The sequence below is a fragment of the Campylobacter sp. CFSAN093229 genome, from assembly GCF_011068225.1.
GTDB classification, from domain to species: Bacteria; Campylobacterota; Campylobacteria; order Campylobacterales; family Campylobacteraceae; genus Campylobacter_D; species Campylobacter_D jejuni.
The window spans coordinates 14,722-35,165 of record NZ_JAAMXB010000009.1 but is presented as its reverse complement, the minus strand read 5'-3'; the positions used below and the strand labels follow the sequence as shown (position 1 = coordinate 35,165).

Sequence of the window (20,444 nt, the reverse complement as noted above, 5' to 3'; positions counted from 1 at the left end):
GAGATCATTTAAAACAAAGGCTTTTTAATGGTTAGAAAAATTATCACTTATCCTAATCCTAGACTTTTTTTAAACTCTGAAATTGTAAATAAATTTGATACAGAACTTCACACCTTGCTTGATGATATGTATGAAACTATGATAGCAAGTAATGGAGTAGGTTTAGCAGCTATTCAAGTGGATATTCCTTTGCGTGTTTTACTTGTAAATATTTTTGATGAAAATGATGAACAAAAAAAAGAAGATTTGCTAGAGATTATCAATCCTGAAATTATTCCTTTAGATGAAGAAATGATCACTTGCACAGAAGGGTGTTTGAGTGTGCCAGATTTTTTCGAAGAAGTAAAACGCTATAATCATATCTTGCTTAAATATCAAGATCGCTTTGGAGAATTCAAAGAACTTGAAGCAAAAGGTTTTTTAGCTGTGGCTATTCAACACGAAAATGATCATTTGAATGGACATTTATTTATAGAAAAAATTTCTTTTGCTAAGCGTCAAAAATTCGATAAAGAATTTAAGAAAAAGAAGAAAAATCATAAAAAAGAGAAATGAAAAAACTAAAGTGCATAAGCTTTCATGAAGGCTTAGACATTATAGAGGTAGAATCCACTTTTACAAGAGGTTTGCCAAATTTAAGCATAGTAGGACTTGCAAGTGTAGCGATTAAGGAAAGTGTCGAACGCATCAAAGCCACGCTTTTAAGTTGTGATTTTGCTTTTCCTGCTAAAAAAATTACTATCAATCTTAGTCCTTCAGGCATCCCAAAAAAGGGATCGCATTTTGATTTGGCTATCGCCTTATTAATCCTTTTGCAAAATGAAGAATTAGATGACTTTTTTGTAGTAGGAGAATTAGGACTTGATGGAAGTATTAAAAGCACAAATGAGCTTTTTTCTTTGCTTTTGTTTCTTTCTGCTAAAATTAAAAAAGCTAAAATCGTTGTTCCAAAAAGTATAGCACAAAAAGCTTCCATGATACCAAATTTGGAGGTTTATGGACTTGAAAATTTAAATGAAGCAATAGAGTTTTTTAAAGAAAAAAATTATGAAAATTTTCGTTTTTCTCACAATCATCCTTTATTCGCAAGCCCTTTACAAATAGAAAATGAAATTTTTTTACAAAATATGGATTTTAAACTTGATTTTAAAGATATCAAAGGACAGGAAAAAGCCAAAAGAGCTTGTATGATAGCTGCTTTAGGTATGCATAATATCTTATTTGAAGGAAGTCCAGGAAGTGGTAAAAGTATGTGTGCTAAACGCCTTGTTTATATCATGCCTCCTCAAAGTTTAAGTGAAATTTTAATGCAAAATGCTTATATGTCTTTAGATTCAAAAGATTGTGAATTTACTAAAATTCGTGCTTTTCGTCATCCTCATCATACTTCTACAAGAGCAAGTATTTTTGGTGGAGGAACAAAAAATGCTAGAATTGGAGAAGTCGCACTTGCAAATGGTGGAGTATTGTTTTTTGATGAATTTCCACATTTTAACAAGCAAATCATAGAGAGTTTAAGAGAGCCTTTAGAGGATCATAAAATTCATATTTCAAGAGTAAATTCTAAAATCACTTATGAAACAAAATTTAGCTTTATAGCTGCCCAAAATCCTTGTCCTTGCGGAAATTTATTTTCTAAAAATCTTTCTTGTGTTTGTAGTGAAAATGAGATTAAAAAATACAAAAATCACATTTCAGCTCCTATTATGGATAGGATTGATCTTTATGTAGCTATGGATGAGATCAGCAAGGATGATAAAACGAGTATAAGTTCTAAAGAAATGAGTGAAAAAATTTTACAAGCTTTTATTTTTGGTAAAAAACGAGGGCAAAAAGAATTTAATGGGAAATTAAAAGATGAAGATTTAAGTCGTTTTTGTGTACTAGAAAAAGATGCCAAAGATACGCTAGATTTAGCAATTTCACGTTATAATCTTTCTTTGCGATCGCTTAATAAAATTTTAAAAGTTTCAAGAAGTATAGCGGATTTAGAACAAAGTCTTAATATTAACAAAACCCATATTTTAGAAGCTTTAAGCTTTAGAGCAAGGAATTAAAATGGAAAATAAAAGTATAGCTATCTTTATAGATGCAGAAAATATCCCTGCAAAATACGCTAAAAGTATTTTTGATATCGCTTCAGATTACGGAGAAGTTATCATTAAACGCATTTATGGGGATTGGACTCAAAAAAATATACAAGGTTGGAGAGAGCAAATTGCTGAATATTCTTTAATCGCTATGCAACAATTTAATTTTGCAGCCAACAAAAACTCAAGCGATATGTATTTAATCACTGAAATCATGTCCATATTTTATGAAAAAAACATAGATATTTTTGTTATTGTTTCAAGCGATAGTGATTATACTTCACTCATTCAAAAATTAAGAGAAAATAAAAAACAAGTTATAGGAATGGGGCTTGAAAAGTCTATAAAATCCTATGTAAATGCTTTTAGTGAATTTTTTTATTTAGATAAAGATGAGAGTAAAAAAGAAGATATTTTAAGTAAGGATTATTTAAGAGCTTTAATCAATATCACCGAACAGCTTATCGATGAAAAAGGGCGCGCCGAATACGCACAAATCCGCACTAATATGAACCGCAAATACTCAGATTTTCATCCGCAAAATTATGGTTTTAAGAATTTTCGTGCTTTGATCCAGAAATTTTTACCTAAAATGAAAAAATTTGAAGAAGAAAGAGAAAAAAATATATATTTTTTGGTGAAAAAAGATTATGAAAGCTATTATTGATAATATAAAAATTTTAGAACAAAATGCTATAAATAAAGGCTTAGATGAGCTTATTTTAATGGAAAATGCAGGATTAAATTTAGCCAAGCTGATTAAAAAAGAAGCTAAAAAAATCCGCATTCAACGCAAGATTAAAAAAGTAAAAATACTTTTTTTATTAGGTGGGGGCAACAACGCTTCAGATGGCTTGGTGGCTTTAAGAAATTTAAAACACGCTAAAGCTTATAAAATAGGCTTTAAAGAAAATACGCTTTTTAAAAAACAAGAGCAAATTTTACAAAATTATGCTTTTAAATTTTGTAAAAAAGAACCTGATTTTAAGAAATTTCATATTATTATTGATTGTATTTTAGGCACAGGTTCAAATCGTTGTTTAGATGAAAAAACAAGTTTAATCATTCAAAAAGTTAATCAAAGCAAAGCTTTAAAAATAGCTTGTGATATACCTACAAATTTGGGATTTTATCCTTGTTTTAAAGCTGATATTACACTTTGCATGGGAGCTTTAAAGGAAATTTTACTTGAAGATTTTGCTAAGGAATTTGTAGGAAGGATTAAAATAGCCAATTTAGGCATTAGATCTAAGAAATTTTACCCTAATTCTCAAGCTTTTTTGCTTGAAAAAAAAGATTTAAAAACTATAGATAGAAAAATCAACGCCAATAAAGGAAATTTTGGCCATATTTATATAGTTGCCAATGCAAGTGCTGGAACTTTAGCAGGACTTGGAGCCTTAAATTTTGGAGCAGGTCTTGTTTCTTTAGTAGCACAAAAAAGTTTCTCGCCTCTTTTGATGTTAAAAGAAAAAATTGAAAATAATGCAAGTGCTATTGCTTTAGGTATGGGGCTTGAAAATTTGGATTTTCTAAAAGATGAAATTTTGCAAAACACTCCTTTGATCTTGGATGCAAACTGCTTTTTAAGTGAAGCTTTGCTTTGGTATTTAAACAGAAAAGATGTTGTTATAACCCCTCATCCAAAAGAATTTATAAAACTTTATAAAATGTGCTTTGATGAGGATTTAGATATAGAAACATTGCAAAAAAACCGCTTTTTCTATGCTAGAAAATTTTCACAAAATTATGATTGTGTTCTTGTTTTAAAAGGAGCAAATCCTATTATTGTGCAAAAAGAAAAATTATTTGTTGTAAATTTAGGAAATCAAGCCTTAGCTAAAGGTGGGAGTGGAGATGTTTTAAGTGGAATGATTGCTGCACATTTAGGTTTTGGTTTTAGCGCTTTAGAAGCAGCAAAAAATGCTACTTTAGCTCATGGACTTGTTGCAAAAAAATATAAATTTAATAAAAATAGCTTTGACGCTTTAAAACTTATCAAAGGATTAAAATGCTTGTAAAATTAGCTGTACTTTTTAGTGGAAATGGAAGTAATTTAGAAAATATTTTAGAAAAACTTCATAAAAAAACCATAGGGGAAAATACCTATGAAGTAGTACTTTGCCTTTGCAATAAAAAAGATGCTTTTGGTATACAAAGAGCAAAAAAATTTAGTCTTGATACTGTCATTGTTGATCATAAGGCTTATAATACTCGTGAAGAATTTGATACGATTTTGGTACAAAAAATCAAAGAAAGTGGAGCAAATCTTACTGTATTAGCAGGTTTTATGAGAATTTTAAGTCCTGTTTTTACAAAAAATATTAAGGCAATTAACCTTCATCCTTCTTTATTACCCCTTTTTAAAGGAGCACATGCGATTAAAGAAAGTTATGAAAGTGATATGAAAGTGGCTGGTGTGAGTGTGCATTGGGTCAGTGAAGAACTTGATGGTGGAATGATTATAGCTCAAAAAGCTTTTGAAAAAAGAAATTTGAGTTTTGAAGAATTTGAAGAAAAAATTCATAGCCTAGAACATGAAATTTTACCCTTAAGTGTGATTGAAATTTTTTCTTAAAGAATTAAAGGTATTTGCTTTAAAACTATAAAATATCGCTTTAAAAAATTTTAAAATTTTCAAGGAAATTTATGTTTGAATGGATATTTAGTATTGATGCTTGGATTACTTTAGCTACTTTAAGTGCTCTTGAAATTGTACTGGGGATAGATAATATCATTTTTTTAGCTATTTTAGTTAGTAAACTACCCCATGAACATCGTGATAAAGGACGTATCTTAGGTTTAGCTTTTGCAATGATTACAAGAATTTTACTTCTTTTGTCTCTTTTTTGGGTGATGAAACTTGTAACACCTTTGTTTAGTGTATTGAGCAATGAAATTTCAGGAAGAGATCTAGTTCTTTTACTAGGTGGGCTTTTCTTGATTGTAAAGTCTATTAAAGAAATTAAAGAGCAAATTTCTCATCAAGAAGAAAGTCAAAGTCATTTTAAAGCAAGCAATAAACTTTGGATAGTTGTAGCTGAAATTGCTGTGATTGACATAGTGTTTTCGCTTGATAGTGTTATTACCGCAGTAGGAATTGCTCAAGATGTAACCATCATGATTATCGCTGTTATTATCGCAGTAGCTGTGATGCTTTTTGCTTCTAAACCTATAGCAAATTTTGTTGAAAAATATCCAAGCATTAAAATTTTAGCCTTAGCTTTTTTGGTGTTAATAGGCGTAGTTTTAGTTGCTGAAAGTTTTGATATTCATATTGATAAGGCATATATTTATACTGCTATGGCTTTTGCTTTAGTGGTGCAAATTTTAAATATTTTAGATCAAAGAAAGGAAAAAAATGGCTAAAGACGCTAATGGAACAGAACTTAACGCAGGTGATAGCGTGAGTGTAATAAAAGATCTTAAGGTTAAAGGTGTAAGTACAACTTTAAAACGTGGAACTACTATAAAAAATATTAAGCTCACTTCTAAAGAAGGTGAAATTGAGGCTAGAGTAGATAAATTTGGCGTTATTGTTTTAAAAACTGAATTTTTAAAGAAAATCTAGGCAAAGAATGTGCGAATCTTACTTGTTTTAAGAGGGAATTATTACGCAGGACAAGAAGAATTTATCAAAAATAACAAACTTCAAAATTATACACTTGATTTAAATGCTTTGCGTCTTTTATCAGGAAGCGTTAAAAATATAATCAGTGAATATAAAATTTTAAATGTTAAAAATGATGAAGATTTGAGTAAAATTTTACTCAAACTTCTAGAAATGCGTATGCAAAAAGGTGAGTTTTGCATAATAAACGCTTACAATGAAACATTAAAAATTTATAAAGACTTAGCTAAACAATATCGCTATAAAATGTATGTTATTGTTTTTGATAACTCTTTAAAACAATGTCAAGAAAAAAATCTTTTAGAAGCTAAAAAAAATGGATATATCATCCCTTATGCTCTTTTGGAAAAAACTCAAGATTTACTCAAAAAAAATCCAAAAAAATACCCAATTTTAGACTCGAGCGACTGGAAAAAATGTCTTTACCAAATGCCAAATTTAAGCAAATACAAAAAAATTCATCATATAGGAGATTTACAAGGTTGTTATAGTGTTTTAAAAGAATACATTAAAACAATCAAAGAAGATGAATTTTATATATTTTTGGGAGATTATATCAACAGAGGTATAGAAAATGGCAAAGTAATAAAATTTCTTTTAAAAATTTGCGAAAAAGAAAACGTATGCTTATTAGAAGGAAATCACGAAAGACATCTTATAAAATGGGCTAATGGAGAATTGTCAAATTCCAAAGAATTTAATGAAAATACTTTAAAGGATTTTAGAAAAGAAAAACTTACTCCAAGAGATGCTAGAAAACTCTATCCTCATCTAAAAGAATGTTTATACTACAAATTCCAAAATAAATTCATATTTTGTTCACATGGAGGAGTAAATTTTATACCCTCCAAACCTGAAAAAATAAGTTTTATACCAAGCCATGATTTTATTTATGGTGTAGGTGGATATGAAGACAGTCAAAAAGTAGCAAATCAATTTTGCAATTTCACCTCGGACAATCTTTATCAAATCTTTGGACACAGAAATAAAGAAAAACTTCCTATGAAAATAGCCAAAAGAGTATTTTTATGCGAGGGTAAAATAGATGATGGTGGATATTTACGCGTAGTTACACTAGATAAAAAAGGTTTTGAGTGTATAGAAATTAAAAACCAAATTTACAAAAAGAAATAAGCCTAAAGAGGCTTATTCTTCATCTTTATTTGTTTTTTTAACCACCTTAACACGCTCTATAGAATTCCCGTCCATTTTTTTAACTTCATAGTAACAAAGTTCATCTTCAATACGATCTCCTACCATAGGCAAGCGTCCTAAAAGATTAAATACATATCCACCTATAGTAACTTGTTCTAAATCCTCATCATAGTTTATTACAAGCATTTCTTCAACAGTTTCTATATCGCATCGTCCTTGAAATTCATAGATATTTTCAGCAAGTTTTTTATAGCTGTCTTCTTCATGCTCGCTTTTAATTTCGCCAATAATTTCTTCCATGATATCTTCCATGGTTAAAATTCCAGCAGTTCCACCATACTCATCAACTACTAATGCAGTATGAGAGCGTTCTTTATTCATCATTACAAGTACTTTTGAAATGCTGATATTTTCAGGAACTAAAATCAAAGGTTTAACAAAAGTATCTAAATTTTGACTTTTATGGCTTAATTCATTTTGTATTATATCTCGTATGTGTATCATCCCTAAAATAGTATCTTTAGAACCGTCAATATAAGGAAAGCGAGTATGTTTATGTTCACAAATGATTTGCATATTTTCTTCGTAACTTTTTTGTTTATTTAGACAAATCATATCTTTTCTAGGAGTCATAATCTCTTTAGCAACAGTATCTGAAAAATCAACAGCATTGCGTATGATCTCTGTTTCAAATTCATCTAAAACTCCACCTTTTTGACTCTCACTTGCTATGATTTTAATTTCTTCTTCGCTATGAGTTAGCTCGCTTTCTTTAGCAGGTTTTATTCCAAAAAGTTTCAAACTTATAGCTGCTAAAAAATCGAAAATTTTAATACAAGGCAAAAAGAGTATCCAAAACCAATGAAGAGGTCTAGCTATAAATAAAACCGCTTTATCTGCAACTGCAATAGCTATACTTTTTGGCACAAGTTCTCCTAAAACCACATGTAAAAGAGTAATAATACTAAAAGCAATAATAAAAGCTATAGTATGGATAATAACAGTGCTAAAACCAAGATTAATAAGCGGAATTTCTAGCATTTTTGCAATAGCAGGCTCACCTATCCAACCAAGAGCTAGAGAACTTAAAGTGATTCCTAATTGACAAGCACTAAGATAAGTATCAAGTCTTGAAGTAACCTCCAAAGCTTTCTTGGCACCAGCTTTTTTTTCTTTTACCATCTCTTCAAGCTTGGAACGACGTACTTTAACAATACTAAATTCAGACAAAACAAAAAAACCATTTAAAAACACTAGAGCAAGTGCAACAACAACCATAAGTATAGAATATCCTGCATCAAAAGATGCTGTAGAAGTTTGGTTTAAATCCAAAACCTGACTGGGGTCCAATGAAGCTCCTTAAGAAATAAAATATTATTAAACCTTATTATACACAATTAAAAGTAAATTTAATATTTGAATTTTTTCTTGTATTTTACAAGAAAAAACTAAGACTTATAAGAAATATTTTTCTCAAATTCTTTTAAACGCTTATATATACTTCTAAGTTGAGTGATAGTTGTCCAGTTTGTGATAAAAACACTAAAAGAGCTTCGTACTTGATCAAAAGCATTGTTAATCTGCATTACAATACCAAGTCCTATAGCTCCGGCAAAAAGCCCTGGTGCCATGATTAAAAATGGCACTATAACTATCATTTGCTCAAATAAAATGAGCCAAATATTAAAATATCCATAATGTAAAAAAAGTCTTTTATAGTTAAATTTAAGCCCTGTAAAAAGCTCTATCATAGTCTCATTTTTAGCGTATTCTTTGCGATTATCCTCAGCATAAACAAGCTCTTTTCTAAAAGCTGCTTCAGCTTTTTGATTGTTATATTCAAGTCCAGGAAGCTTAATACCTACAAACCACGACACAACCAAGCCTCCTAAAGAAATCAAAAGTGCAATATAAACAAGCAAACCATCAATGTTTTTTAAAAAATAAAAAGAAGAATTTTCGCTTAAATTTGCAAATAAAGCTTTACTCACAACATCACTTAAACTCCATAAAATCGGGATAAATGCTACAAGGGTCATCAAAGCTTTTATAAAACTAAGTCCTAAACTCTCTACGATTTTAGAAAAATTATAAGTATCTTCTTGAATTCTTTGCGAACTTCCTTCTATATTATCATCTTTATTTTTCCAAAATTTTAAATAAGAAAAAGTCATAGCCTCACGCCACTTAAAAGCATAGACGCTAGCAAAATAGATATTAATCGTAGCGATTAAAACATAAGGAATAGCAATAGCCAAAAAAACTAAAATCAAAGCATAAAAATCATTTGCTGAATAATTTGGCTTTTCAATCATAGCCCTAGAGTTGAAAAAATATTCTAATAAATTTTGATAATAATACAATGCACCTTTATTGATAAAATTAGCTTTTTGGAAATTTTGCTCAGCTCTTTGATTAGCCTCTTGGATTAAAGTGGCATTATTTTCGAAATTAGTTTCTATTTTTTGTGTTGAATTTAAATCTAAAATTTCTATTTTAGGTTTTTGCAAGACATTATAAAAATCACTATACCATGAATTTATAGCAACATTAAGACTTGTTTGAATGAAAAGAAAAAATAAGAGTAAAAAAAGTCCTAAATAAGCCCATAAAGCCCATTTTTTACTTGCAAAAAATGAAGAAAACATGCTACCACCTTTTAAAAGAAAAATTTTAATCAACTTTATTTAATCAAGAGTTTATTAAAAATCATAAATTTATCAACACATGTGTCAAAAATAAACCTCTTTATTCTTTAAAGAAATATAAAAATATAAAGATTATGTCATATTTACTTTTTAATATTAATATTTCTTATCAAAATATCTAAAAAGGAATTAATGTCTATGAAAAAAATAATTTTATTTTTACTATGCGTTGGCTTTGCTTTTGCTTGCTCTGAACATTCTCATACTGATTTTAAAGATCTTAATAAAACCGAGTATAATTCTCAATAAAGGATAAAATATGAAAAAAATCTTTCTTATGTTTTTAACGGCTTTTTCATTTTTAGGTGCTAGTGAGCTTAATATTTACTCAGCAAGAAATTATGATGCTGATTTTGAAATCATAAAAAAATTCGAAGAAAAAACAGGTATTAAGGTCAATCATACTCAAGCTAAAGCTTCAGAACTTATTAAAAGGCTTTCTCTTGAAGGAAGTAATTCTCCTGCTGATATTTTCATCACAGCTGATATTTCAAATCTTACAGAAGCTAAAAATTTAGGACTTTTATCTCCTGTTTCATCAAAATATTTAGAAGAATTTATACCTGCTCATTTAAGAGATAAGGATAAAGAATGGTTTGCGATCACAAAAAGAGCAAGAATTATTGCTTACAACAAAAACGCAAATATCGACATTAGCAAAATGAAAAATTATGAAGATTTAGCAAAAGCTGAATTTAAAGGAGAAATTGTTATGAGAAGTGCTACAGCTCCTTATAGCAAAACTCTTTTAGCATCTATTATAGCTAATGACGGAAATAAAGAGGCTAAAGCATGGGCTAAAGGTGTGCTTGAAAATCTTGCGACAAATCCAAAGGGTGGAGATAGAGATCAAGCCAGACAAGTATTTGCAGGCGAAGCTAAATTTGCAGTTATGAATACTTATTATATAGGGCTTTTAAAGAATTCTAAAAATCCAAAAGATGTAGAAGTGGGGAATTCTTTGAGTATTATTTTTCCTAATCAAGACAATAGAGGAACGCATATTAACATTAGCGGTATTGCTATGACAAAATCAAGTAAAAATCAAGATGCGGCTAAAAAATTTATGGAATTTATGTTAAGTCCTGAAATTCAAAAAATTCTTACTGATAGTAATTATGAATTTCCTATAAGAAATGATATAGAATTAAGCCAAACGGTAAAAGATTTTGGAACTTTCAAAGAAGATCAAATTCCTGTGAGTAAGATAGCAGAAAATATTAAAGAAGCTGTTAAAATTTACGATGAAGTCGGTTTTAGATAATGTATAAAACCCTAAAATACTATAAACTCGGGGCAATTTTACTTGCCCTTTTTCTTGCTTTGCCTATTTTTGGTATTTTTGCTGAACTTTTTTATATTTTATTTCAAAATTTTAATACAAGTGATTTAACCCAATTTTCATCTATTAAAGAAAATTTGAGTCATTTTTTTGATTATTTATTTTTAAAATTCATCAAAGATACTTTTATAATTAGCGTGGGAGTATTGTGTTTGAGCTTGATTTTGGGTGTGAGTTCTGCTTATTTGATCGCAAATTATGATTTTTATTTCTGTAAAATTTTAGAAAAATTACTCATTTTACCCTTGGCCATACCTGCTTATATTTTAGCCTTTGTTTATGTGGGAATTATGGATTTTCAAGGATTTTTTCATGAAAATTTTGGCTTTAGGATAGATTTTTTCAATCATTATGGCGTTATTTTTGTTTTGGCTATTTCTTTATATCCTTATATTTATTTATTTGCTAAAACAGCTTTTAAAAGTGAAGCTAAAGAGGCTTATGAAATAGCTAAAATTATGAAATATTCTGAATTTAGAATTTTTACACGCGTGGCACTTTTGAGCGCAAGACCTGCCATTTTTTCTGGAGCTTTATTGGTTTTAATGGAAACTTTAAGTGATTATGGTGCAAGTGCTTATTTGGGAGTGGATACTTTTTCGGCTGGAATTTTTAAACTCTGGTATGATTTGAATGATTCTTATTCTTCTAGTGTTTTATCGGGTATTTTAATGCTTTTTGTATTTTTGATTATGTATGTGGATTATTATTGTAAAAATAAACATCATTATAGTTTTAATCAAAATTTAACTCTTTTTATCAAAAAAAGAAAATTAAATCCTATCAAACAAATTCTATCCTGTATTTATTGTTTTATGATTGCTTTTGTAGGTTTTATTTTACCTTTTATTTGGCTAGTTTATTGGGGGTTAAAAGATCATAAGCTTTTTGAATCACAATTTTATATTATCAGTTTTCAAACTATAATCTTAGCTTTAGTCACTGCTTTAATTACCACTTTTTTAGCTTATTTTTTGATGTTTAGTTCTAGGATAGTTAAAAATCATTTTTTTAATTTATTTATTTTAAAAATAAGTTCTTTGGGTTATTCTATACCTGCTGCTGCTTTAGGGATTAGTATTATAGTGCTTTTTGTATTTTTGGATAAAATTTTTCATATGAGTTTATTGGGAAATTCTTTACTTGTTCTTGTTTTTGCTTATATAATTCGTTTTTTAGCGAGTGCAATTTATTCTTTAGAGGGAGGATATAATAAAATTCATCTAAATACTGATGAGGCAAGTTTAAATTTAAGAGCGAATTATTTTATTTTATTTTTTAAAATTCACACACCTTTAATGAAACATTTTTTATTTTTAGCTTTTATTATTGTTTTTATTGATACGATTAAAGAACTTCCTTTAAGTAGAATTTTAGCACCTTTTGGCTTTGAAACTTTAAGTGTTAAAGCTTTCTGGTTTGCAAGTGATGAAAGAATTTATGATGCAGCTTTGCCTTCCTTGTTTATCGTTTTTCTTTCTTTAATGGTTGTTGTTTGGATGGATAAAATCACAAGGAAAGATGATGTTAGAAATTAAAAATTTATCTAAAAATTTTGGAAAAATACAAGCTTTAGAAAATATCAATCTTCATGTCAAAGAAGGAGAATTTTTGAGCATTTTAGGAGGTAGTGGAAGTGGAAAAAGCACACTTTTAAGGATTGTTGCTAAGCTTGAACAAGCTAGTTCTTATGATTTGTTTTCTTGCAAAGGTGAAGTGGCTTTGATGTTTCAAAATTATGCTTTATTTCCTCATTTAAATGTTGAAAAAAACATACTTTTTGCACTTTATGATAAAAAAGATAAAAATCAAATTTTAAATCATTTGCTTAAAACTTTTGAAATTGAAGATTTACGATATAAAAAAATCGATGAAATTTCAGGAGGGCAAGCGCAAAGAGTGGCTTTTGCTAGAGCTATAGCAAGAGGATGTAAGCTTTTGCTCTTAGATGAACCTTTTTCTAATTTGGATCAAAATTTAAAACAGGATTTAAGAAGAGAATTGAAAAAAATGATAGAAAATCAAGGCATTACGGCTATTATGGTAACTCATGATATTGAAGATGCTTATTGTATGTCCGATCAAATCGCTTTTTTAGAAAAAGGAAAAATTTTAGCTCATGCAAATCCTAAAGAGCTTTATTTTAAGCCTAATTTTAAAAGTGCGCAAATTTTACCTGATTTAAATATCATAGAAAAAAAACTTGATTTAGAAGATGAATTTTTTGCTTGGATAGCTTCAAAAAATTATATTTTTGGTTATGCAGAGCTTAAAATAGAAAATCGTTTTGAGGCTAAAATTTTACAAAAAGAATTTTTAGGGGCTTTTTATAGACTTAAGTTAAGATATAAAAATATAGAATTTTTTATGTTATTAAGCTCAAATTATAACTTAGAAGAAAAAATAAATTTTGATATTATCAATTTTTAGCTAAAATTCCTAAAAATCTTTTAAGGACAAATTTCATGAAAAATCTTTTAATCATAGGCGCAGGCGGGGTAAGTCGTGTGGCTACTGTAAAATGCGCAATGAATTCTGATACTTTTAGTAAAATCACTTTAGCTAGTAGAACAAAAAGCAAATGTGATGAAATCGCTGCTTTTATCAAAGAGCGTTTAGGGGTTCAAATTGAAACAGCACAAATTGATGCTGATGATAGCAATGCAGTTGTAGAACTCATCAAGAAAACAGGGGCTCAAATTTTACTCAATGTTGCTTTGCCTTATCAAGATTTAAGTTTAATGGATGCTTGTATAAAAGCAGGGATTAATTATGTAGATACAGCAAATTATGAACATCCTGATTTAGCTAAATTTGAATATAAAGAGCAATGGGCGAGAAATGATGAGTTTAAACAAGCAGAAATTTTAGGACTTTTAGGAAGTGGATTTGATCCTGGTGTAACTAATGTTTTTTGTGCCTATGCACAGCAAAATTTATTTGATGAAATTTCTTATATAGATATTTTAGATTGCAATGCAGGTGATCATGGCTATGCTTTTGCGACGAATTTTAACCCTGAAATCAATCTGCGTGAGGTTTCTGCTAAAGGGCGTTATTGGGAAAATGGCAAGTGGATAGAAACGCAGCCGATGGAAATAAAAATGGAGTGGGATTATCCAGAAGTAGGCGTAAAAGATAGCTATTTGCTTTATCATGAAGAACTTGAAAGCTTGGTAAAAAATATCAAAGGTTTAAAAAGAATACGCTTTTTTATGACCTTTGGACAAAGTTATTTAACTCATATGAAATGCCTTGAAAATGTTGGAATGCTAGGAATTAAACCTGTGATGCACCAAGGAAAAGAAATCATTCCTATAGAATTTTTAAAAACCTTGCTTCCTGATCCTGCGAGTTTGGGGCCACGCACTAAAGGTTATACCAATATAGGTTGTGTGATTCGTGGTAAAAAAGATGGAAAAGACAAGCAAGTTTATATTTATAATGTTTGCAATCATGAAGAATGTTACAAAGAAACTGGCGCACAAGCTGTGAGCTATACTACAGGTGTTCCTGCTATGATAGGTACAAAATTAATCGCTAAAGGAATTTGGCAAGGAAAAGGTGTATTTAATATGGAAGAATTTGACGCTAAGCCTTTTATGGAAGAGCTAAATTCTCAAGGACTTCCTTGGAAGATTATCGAAATGATTCCGAGTTTAGGAGAGTAAAAAAGGCATCGTTTTGATGCCTTTAAATTATTTTACAGGATGAAGTTCATTCGCATAAAAGCTAACTGATCCCATACCTTCTTTTAAAGCCCATTCATAAGCTTTTGCAACAAATTCCCAATTAATATGAGCATAGAATTTCTCTAAATAAGCAGGGCGTGCATTACGATGATCTACATAATAAGCATGCTCCCAAACATCTACAACAAGTAAAGGAACTTTATCTTCGGTAATTGGTGTAGCTGCGTTTGAAGTACCTACAAATTCTAGTTTTTGATTTTTAGTATTATAAACTAACCAAAACCATCCTGAACCAAAAACTCCTGTAGCACCTTTGATAAATTCAGCTTTGAAATTTTCCAAAGATCCAAATTCTTTTTCTAATGCCGCTTGTAAATTAGCATCTATACTTTGGCATGAACCGCCACAGCCACAGCCTGTACTTGGCTTAATGCAATCAAAATAAAAATCATGATTATAAACTTGAGCTGCGTTATTAAATACGCCCCCATTTGAAGTTTTGATAATACTTACAAGATCTTTACCTGCAAATTCAGTATCTTTAATAAGATTATTTAGATTTGTAACATAAGTATTGTGATGTTTTCCATGATGATAGCTAAAAGTTTCAGCACTCAAAAAATCACCAAAAGCATTGGTATCATAAGGTAATTTTCTTAATTCAAACATAATTTCTCCTTTATTTTTAGTTTGATATTGAAAATATTACCATAATAATATTAAAAAGAGTAAAAATATCTTAAAAGCTTAGTGGGTAAAATTTCTATTTATTTAACCTAAATAAAATAAGATACATTTATAATATATTTTAATAATAATTTAAATATATATAAAAAAATTATATTTTTTTGAAATATTTTTACAAAAAATATCTATTTGTTGATTTTTAATAATTACAATTAATTTGCAACTAAAAATTATTCATAAGGAGGAAAATATGAAAAAAGTTGTACTAATCTCAGCATTACTAGGTGCTTTCGCAGCTAATGTTTTTGCAGCTAATACTCCAAGCGATGTGAATCAAACACATACAAAAGCTCATCATTCAAAAGCTAAAGCTGATAAAAAACATGAAGCTAAAACTCACAAAAAAACAAAAGAGCAAACACCAGCTCAATAATGCCCAGCCTTGATATAAGTCTATAATAGGCTTATATCAAAAGCTATTCGTATTCTACAAAATAAATTATTAATATTTATTAAATTTTAATAGAAAAAATGAAAAAATCGTTATTTTAAAAGAAAAATTAAAAAGTGGTGACCCATACGAGACTCGAACTCGTGTTACCGCCGTGAAAGGGCGATGTCCTAACCGCTAGACGAATGGGCCACTTTTAAGGAGTAAAAAATAAAAATGAAATTGAATTATATATATTTATTTCTTAAAATTTAATTAAATATATCAAAATTATGTGATTTTTATCTTTGTTTGATTATAATTTCATCTTCAATTTTTTATAAAATTTTAGGATTTATTATGGATTTTTATAGTCTTATTTTTTTATCCTGTGCTTTAGGAATGGATGCTTTTGCTGTATCACTATGCAAAGGTTTTAGTGTTAAAAAACTACATTTAAAACATTATCTTATTGTTGGAATTTATTTTGGTGGATTTCAAGCCTTGATGCCAACTATTGGTTATTTTATAGGCATAACTTTTGCATCTTTTATAGCGAGTATTGATCATTGGATAGCTTTTATTTTGCTTTCTTTAATAGGATTAAAAATGATCAAAGAGTCATTGGAAAATGAAAATTGCGATAGTAATGCCAATCAATTTGGCTTTAAAACCATGCTAACTTTAGCAATTGCTACGAGTATCGATGCGTTAGCAGTTGGCATAAGTTTTGCATTTTTAAATGTAAATTTATTATTAGCTATATTTTTAATAGGTATTATCACCTTCATTTTATGCATCATTGCTCTAAAAATAGGAAATAAATTTGGAATTTATCTTAAAAATAAAGCTGAACTTTTAGGCGGATTGGTTTTAATTATATTAGGAGTAAAAATTCTAATAGAACATTTATTTTTCGATTGAAAATTTCATTCTTAAAATAGCTAAAGCTTTATCAAATTCCAAGGCTTTACTTTGAAATTTTTTATTAAAAGTTCTTTGTCTTTTGGCAAGTTGTGTAGTATGTATCGTGATTAAATTTTCAAGCTCTTTAAAGGAAATTTCTCCATCTAAATATTCTTTACACTCTTTCAAACCTATAGAATTTAATGCTTTAAGTTTATGATCAAATTTAGAAAAAAGAATTTTTGCTTCATCTAAAAGTCCATTATCAAGCATTTCTTTTGTTCTAGTTTTAATACGTTTTTTTAAAATTTCTTTATCCCACGCAAGCTCATAAATTTCTATATCTTTAAGCACCCCGGTTTTTTGTGTTCTTTTTAAAAATTCACTAGGAATTTCTCTTGTTTGTTCATAAATACCCAGCCATTTTTTTAATCTATAAGTATCATTTTTTTCTATTTTATAGTTTGGATCAATATTTAATAAAAGAGCATAAATTTCATCGTTATTTAAAGAACTCTTTGACTCTAAGGTTTTTTCACTTAAACCATCTATCATAGTTTTTAAATAAAATCCAGTTCCACCTACTATAATTAGAGGTAAATTTCTAGCTAAAGCAAATTCTTTTGCTTTTTGATATTCTCTTATGAATAACTCAACATTAAAATGTTCATTCACACTCAATAAATTCACCCCAAAGTATTTTATACTCGCAAGATCATTTTGTGAAGGCTTGGCGCTTGCTATATTAATCTCTTTATAAACACAAAGACTATCAAGACTTAAAACAACAGCATTAAATTCTCTTGCTAAAGTATTGGCTATGTATGTTTTTCCACTCGCGGTTGTTCCTATTAATGCTATTTCAAAAAACATTTTAATATTTATCCTAAAATTTATAAAAATTTTAGTAAAATCATAGCAAAAAATATTTTAAAGTAGAAAAATGAACACATTCTGGATAAAATTTAAAGATATTTTAGAACTTGTAGTATTTAAGCATTCTATTTTTGCTTTGCCTTTTTTATTTTCCTCTATGATTGTAGCATCAAAACTTGCAAATGACACTGCTTGGTTTGGTTTTAAGGCATTGATTTTAGGTATTATTTGTGCAGTGAGTGCAAGAAATTTTGCCATGGCTACAAATCGTTTAATGGATGAAGATATAGATAAGGATAATCCTCGTTGTGCAAATCGCCCTAATGTCAGTGGAAAAATAGGTAGAAAAAGTGTATGGGTTTTTATTATTATTAATGCACTTATTTTTATATCATGTTCTTATTTTATTAATACCTTGGCCTTTTATTTGTCTTTTCCTGTGCTTTTTGTATTGGCTATTTATTCAGCTTTTAAGCGCTTTAGTTCTTTAGCGCATTTAGTTTTGGGATTTTGTTTAGGACTTGCGCCTATTGCAGGAAGTGTTATTATTATGGGTGAAATTCACATTTATAGCGTTATTTTATGTTTAGGTGTAACTTTTTGGACAGCTGGGTTTGATCTGCTTTATTCTTTACAAGATATGGAGTATGATAAAAAAATAGGACTTCACTCTATTCCTGCTAAATTTGGTTCAAAGACTACTTTATTTATATCAGCTTTTTGCCATATTTTAGCGGTATTATTTTGGCTTCTTTTTGTGTGGGAAGTTTGGGGTATAGCGCTTGGAAAAATAGCACTTATTGGGGTAATTATAAGCGGTATTATTTTAGCCTTGGAACATAAAATTGTTCACAAGAATTTTGCTCATATTGATAGAGCATTTTTTACTCTAAATGGTTATTTAAGTATTATCTTTTTTATTTTTATTTGGATTGATTTATTATGGAATTAACACTTTTTAAAGCAGGATTTGAAGCTCATTTAGAATGTTGTGAAATAGAAAATAACCGTTTTCTTGGAGAATACCTAAAACTTGGAGCAATTTCTCAAATTTTAAAATGGAAAAAACTTGCTTTACGCATTGATTTTGATGAGGGTGAAAAAATTATTTTTGATCTTCTTTTAAGCCTAAAAGAAGATATTTTAAGGCTTGAAAATTCTTTAGATAAAAATAAAGAACTTATACCACTTAAGCAAAAAGGGGTAGTAGAATCTTTGAATTTTGAATATCTAAATTTTTTGGATACTATTTTAGAAGAAGATAAAGAATATTATTTAAGATTTGATTTAAATAATCAAAAAATAGCTATTTTTATCAAAGCTCAAAGTCAAACATTGGCAAAAATTATCAAAATTAAGCCTGAAGACAAAATGGCTTTTGATGCTTTTGTTGTTGAAATTCAAAGAAATATGATAAGAAATAAGAAAGGCCAAGAATGAGTGATGATGTACTTTATTTAGTTTTTATAATTGTGCTTTTAATTGCAATGCTAGCCTATATGAATATCAAAGAAAGAGAAAATAATGCAAAAATAGCAAAACTTCAAAATGTGATAGAAGATATTACCAAAGAACTTCATTATTTTCGTAAAGAATTAGGAGTTAAAGATGATAGCGAAGAGGATGAAGACTATAAAACCTCTCTTTTAAAAGAAGAAATTATGATTGAACTTGATAAACAAATCAGTTCAAAAATCACTCCTGTTTTAAGAACACTAAAAACTATGGAACATATCATAGAAGATTTTCAAAATGAACAACAAAATCGTCTTTTAAATTTGGAACAAAAAGCACAAAGCATGGCTAAACTTACGCCAAATTACGATACAGAAGAACAAAAAATAGAAAATCTTTTCAAAGAAGGAAAAAGCATAGAACAAATCGCTAAAGATTTACGCATTGGCACTGGAAATGTAGAACTTGTCTTAAAATTTAAGAAATTAATAAAATAGAATGGAAAATAAATGCTTATAGATCAATTCGGTAGAAAGATAAATTATCTTAGAATTTCAGTTACACAAAGATGTAACTTTCGCTGCCTTTATTGTATGCCAAAAATTCCTTTCGATTATCAGCCAAAAGAAAATTTATTAAGCTTCGAAGAACTTTTTTTATTTGTTAAAGCAGCTATAGACGAAGGAATTGAAAAAATCCGTATAACAGGTGGAGAACCTTTATTAAGAAAAGATTTAAGTATTTTTATAAAAATAATTAGCGATTATAAAAGCGATATTGACCTTGCTATAACTACAAATGGATTTTTACTAAAAGACTTTGCTAAAGACCTAAAAAATGCTGGACTTAAACGACTTAATATTTCACTTGATACCCTAGATCACAAAAAAGCAAAAACTCTTGCGCAAAAAGATGTATTAGATAGTGTTTTATCTGGAATTGATGAAGCTTTAAATCTAGATTTGAAAGTAAAACTTAATACTGTAGCTCTTAAAAATTTAAACGATGATGAACTGATATCTCTTTTGGAATTTGCAAAATCAAAAAAAGCTCAAATTCGCTTTATAGAATTTATGGAAAATACTCATGCTTATGGTAAATTACAAGGATTAAAAAGAGATGAAATTATACAAATTTTGAGTCAAAAATATCAAATTCAACTTATAAAAAAAGATGAAAAAGCACCTGTGAGTATTTACAAGGCAGATGATTATGAATTTGGAATTATAGATCCTCATAGCCATGAATTTTGCGATTCTTGCAATCGCATACGCTTAAGTGCTGAAGGCTTGTTAATACCTTGCCTTTATTTTGATGAAGCATTAAGCATAAAAGAAGCGGTTCGAAAAGGTGATATTAAAGCCGCTGTAGAAATATTACAAGAAGTATTAAGAAATAAACCAGAAAAAAATAAATGGAGTGTTGTTGATAATGAAACCTCATCTCGTGCTTTTTATCAAACTGGAGGTTAA

The 20,444-nt window shown here is 28.8% G+C and carries 23 protein-coding genes and 1 tRNA gene; 19 read left to right on the top strand and 5 right to left on the bottom strand.

The window, feature by feature from the left end; all coding sequences use genetic code 11:
• Positions 1 to 27: 27 nt before the first annotated feature.
• The 8 genes from def (at position 28) to FBE93_RS05690 (ending at position 6,855) form a co-directional block, all read left to right on the top strand.
• Positions 28 to 555: a peptide deformylase gene (gene def / locus FBE93_RS05725; protein ID WP_002851936.1), complete on the top strand. Its 528-nt coding sequence runs from the start codon at positions 28 to 30 to the stop codon at positions 553 to 555.
• On the top strand, positions 552 to 2,057 hold the full coding sequence (locus FBE93_RS05720; protein WP_052782234.1) for a YifB family Mg chelatase-like AAA ATPase: 1,506 nt from the start codon (positions 552 to 554) through the stop codon (positions 2,055 to 2,057). Before def ends, FBE93_RS05720 begins: the two co-directional genes overlap by 4 nt.
• A 1-nt stretch (position 2,058) precedes the next feature.
• Complete coding sequence (locus tag FBE93_RS05715) at positions 2,059 to 2,757, top strand: NYN domain-containing protein (protein WP_002826913.1); 699 nt, start codon at positions 2,059 to 2,061, stop codon at positions 2,755 to 2,757.
• Positions 2,741 to 4,111: a bifunctional ADP-dependent NAD(P)H-hydrate dehydratase/NAD(P)H-hydrate epimerase gene (locus FBE93_RS05710; RefSeq protein WP_002933763.1), complete on the top strand. Its 1,371-nt coding sequence runs from the start codon at positions 2,741 to 2,743 to the stop codon at positions 4,109 to 4,111. The genes FBE93_RS05715 and FBE93_RS05710 overlap by 17 nt, the downstream gene beginning before the upstream one ends.
• Positions 4,102 to 4,668, top strand: coding sequence for a phosphoribosylglycinamide formyltransferase (gene purN / locus FBE93_RS05705; protein WP_002933764.1), 567 nt, complete (start codon positions 4,102 to 4,104; stop codon positions 4,666 to 4,668). Before FBE93_RS05710 ends, purN begins: the two co-directional genes overlap by 10 nt.
• A 71-nt stretch (positions 4,669 to 4,739) precedes the next feature.
• Positions 4,740 to 5,459, top strand: coding sequence for a TerC family protein (locus tag FBE93_RS05700; protein ID WP_002933766.1), 720 nt, complete (start codon positions 4,740 to 4,742; stop codon positions 5,457 to 5,459).
• Positions 5,452 to 5,661 (top strand): alkylphosphonate utilization protein, encoded by a 210-nt coding sequence (locus FBE93_RS05695; protein ID WP_002933768.1) that lies wholly within the window; start codon positions 5,452 to 5,454, stop codon positions 5,659 to 5,661. The genes FBE93_RS05700 and FBE93_RS05695 overlap by 8 nt, the downstream gene beginning before the upstream one ends.
• 9 nt (positions 5,662 to 5,670) lie before the next feature.
• Complete coding sequence (locus FBE93_RS05690) at positions 5,671 to 6,855, top strand: metallophosphoesterase (protein ID WP_002933769.1); 1,185 nt, start codon at positions 5,671 to 5,673, stop codon at positions 6,853 to 6,855.
• 12 nt (positions 6,856 to 6,867) lie between these two features.
• On the opposite strand, the gene FBE93_RS05685 is transcribed toward FBE93_RS05690, so the two are convergent.
• Positions 6,868 to 8,226, bottom strand: a complete 1,359-nt coding sequence (locus tag FBE93_RS05685; RefSeq protein WP_002854239.1) for a hemolysin family protein — start codon at positions 8,224 to 8,226, stop codon at positions 6,868 to 6,870.
• Positions 8,227 to 8,324: 98 nt separating this feature from the next.
• Positions 8,325 to 9,524 carry a putative transporter gene (locus tag FBE93_RS05680; protein WP_134860271.1) on the bottom strand — a complete coding sequence of 400 codons (1,200 nt, stop codon included), beginning with the start codon at positions 9,522 to 9,524 and terminating at the stop codon, positions 8,325 to 8,327.
• A gap of 192 nt (positions 9,525 to 9,716) precedes the next feature.
• Here FBE93_RS05680 and FBE93_RS05675 point away from each other — a divergent pair, with 192 nt between their 5' ends.
• From FBE93_RS05675 to FBE93_RS05655, 5 genes are read left to right on the top strand one after another with little or no spacing between them, the layout of a single operon-like run.
• The gene (locus FBE93_RS05675) at positions 9,717 to 9,833 is read left to right on the top strand and encodes a hypothetical protein (protein WP_011812694.1); all 117 of its coding nucleotides are present in this window, start codon (positions 9,717 to 9,719) and stop codon (positions 9,831 to 9,833) included.
• 10 nt (positions 9,834 to 9,843) lie between these two features.
• Complete coding sequence (locus FBE93_RS05670) at positions 9,844 to 10,848, top strand: Fe(3+) ABC transporter substrate-binding protein (protein ID WP_002933771.1); 1,005 nt, start codon at positions 9,844 to 9,846, stop codon at positions 10,846 to 10,848.
• Positions 10,848 to 12,464, top strand: coding sequence for an iron ABC transporter permease (locus FBE93_RS05665; RefSeq protein ID WP_165434255.1), 1,617 nt, complete (start codon positions 10,848 to 10,850; stop codon positions 12,462 to 12,464). The genes FBE93_RS05670 and FBE93_RS05665 overlap by 1 nt, the downstream gene beginning before the upstream one ends.
• The gene (locus tag FBE93_RS05660) at positions 12,448 to 13,356 is read left to right on the top strand and encodes an ABC transporter ATP-binding protein (RefSeq protein WP_165434254.1); all 909 of its coding nucleotides are present in this window, start codon (positions 12,448 to 12,450) and stop codon (positions 13,354 to 13,356) included. Before FBE93_RS05665 ends, FBE93_RS05660 begins: the two co-directional genes overlap by 17 nt.
• A gap of 35 nt (positions 13,357 to 13,391) precedes the next feature.
• The gene (locus FBE93_RS05655) at positions 13,392 to 14,597 is read left to right on the top strand and encodes a saccharopine dehydrogenase family protein (protein ID WP_165434253.1); all 1,206 of its coding nucleotides are present in this window, start codon (positions 13,392 to 13,394) and stop codon (positions 14,595 to 14,597) included.
• A gap of 27 nt (positions 14,598 to 14,624) precedes the next feature.
• On the opposite strand, the gene sodB is transcribed toward FBE93_RS05655, so the two are convergent.
• On the bottom strand, positions 14,625 to 15,287 hold the full coding sequence (gene sodB, locus FBE93_RS05650; RefSeq protein WP_002851662.1) for a superoxide dismutase [Fe]: 663 nt from the start codon (positions 15,285 to 15,287) through the stop codon (positions 14,625 to 14,627).
• A gap of 268 nt (positions 15,288 to 15,555) precedes the next feature.
• Between sodB and FBE93_RS05645 the strand changes: the two genes are divergently transcribed.
• Positions 15,556 to 15,738 carry a hypothetical protein gene (locus tag FBE93_RS05645; RefSeq protein WP_002851904.1) on the top strand — a complete coding sequence of 61 codons (183 nt, stop codon included), beginning with the start codon at positions 15,556 to 15,558 and terminating at the stop codon, positions 15,736 to 15,738.
• Positions 15,739 to 15,873: 135 nt separating this feature from the next.
• Here FBE93_RS05645 and FBE93_RS05640 read toward each other — a convergent pair.
• Positions 15,874 to 15,948 (bottom strand) — tRNA-Glu (locus FBE93_RS05640).
• 147 nt (positions 15,949 to 16,095) lie between these two features.
• Here FBE93_RS05640 and FBE93_RS05635 point away from each other — a divergent pair.
• Entirely contained in the window at positions 16,096 to 16,659 is a 564-nt protein-coding gene (locus FBE93_RS05635) for a manganese efflux pump MntP family protein (protein WP_002933350.1), read from the top strand.
• On the opposite strand, the gene miaA is transcribed toward FBE93_RS05635, so the two are convergent.
• On the bottom strand, positions 16,645 to 17,514 hold the full coding sequence (miaA, locus tag FBE93_RS05630) for a tRNA (adenosine(37)-N6)-dimethylallyltransferase MiaA (protein ID WP_002933348.1): 870 nt from the start codon (positions 17,512 to 17,514) through the stop codon (positions 16,645 to 16,647). The genes FBE93_RS05635 and miaA overlap by 15 nt on opposite strands.
• A 70-nt stretch (positions 17,515 to 17,584) precedes the next feature.
• Between miaA and mqnP the strand changes: the two genes are divergently transcribed.
• The 4 genes from mqnP to moaA are packed head-to-tail and all read left to right on the top strand — an operon-like array spanning position 17,585 to position 20,444.
• The gene (gene mqnP, locus FBE93_RS05625; RefSeq protein ID WP_002933346.1) at positions 17,585 to 18,469 is read left to right on the top strand and encodes a menaquinone biosynthesis prenyltransferase MqnP; all 885 of its coding nucleotides are present in this window, start codon (positions 17,585 to 17,587) and stop codon (positions 18,467 to 18,469) included.
• Complete coding sequence (locus FBE93_RS05620; RefSeq protein WP_002933345.1) at positions 18,460 to 18,957, top strand: hypothetical protein; 498 nt, start codon at positions 18,460 to 18,462, stop codon at positions 18,955 to 18,957. Before mqnP ends, FBE93_RS05620 begins: the two co-directional genes overlap by 10 nt.
• Entirely contained in the window at positions 18,954 to 19,469 is a 516-nt protein-coding gene (locus FBE93_RS05615; protein ID WP_002851715.1) for a hypothetical protein, read from the top strand. Before FBE93_RS05620 ends, FBE93_RS05615 begins: the two co-directional genes overlap by 4 nt.
• A 12-nt stretch (positions 19,470 to 19,481) precedes the next feature.
• The gene (gene moaA, locus FBE93_RS05610) at positions 19,482 to 20,444 is read left to right on the top strand and encodes a GTP 3',8-cyclase MoaA (protein WP_002933344.1); all 963 of its coding nucleotides are present in this window, start codon (positions 19,482 to 19,484) and stop codon (positions 20,442 to 20,444) included.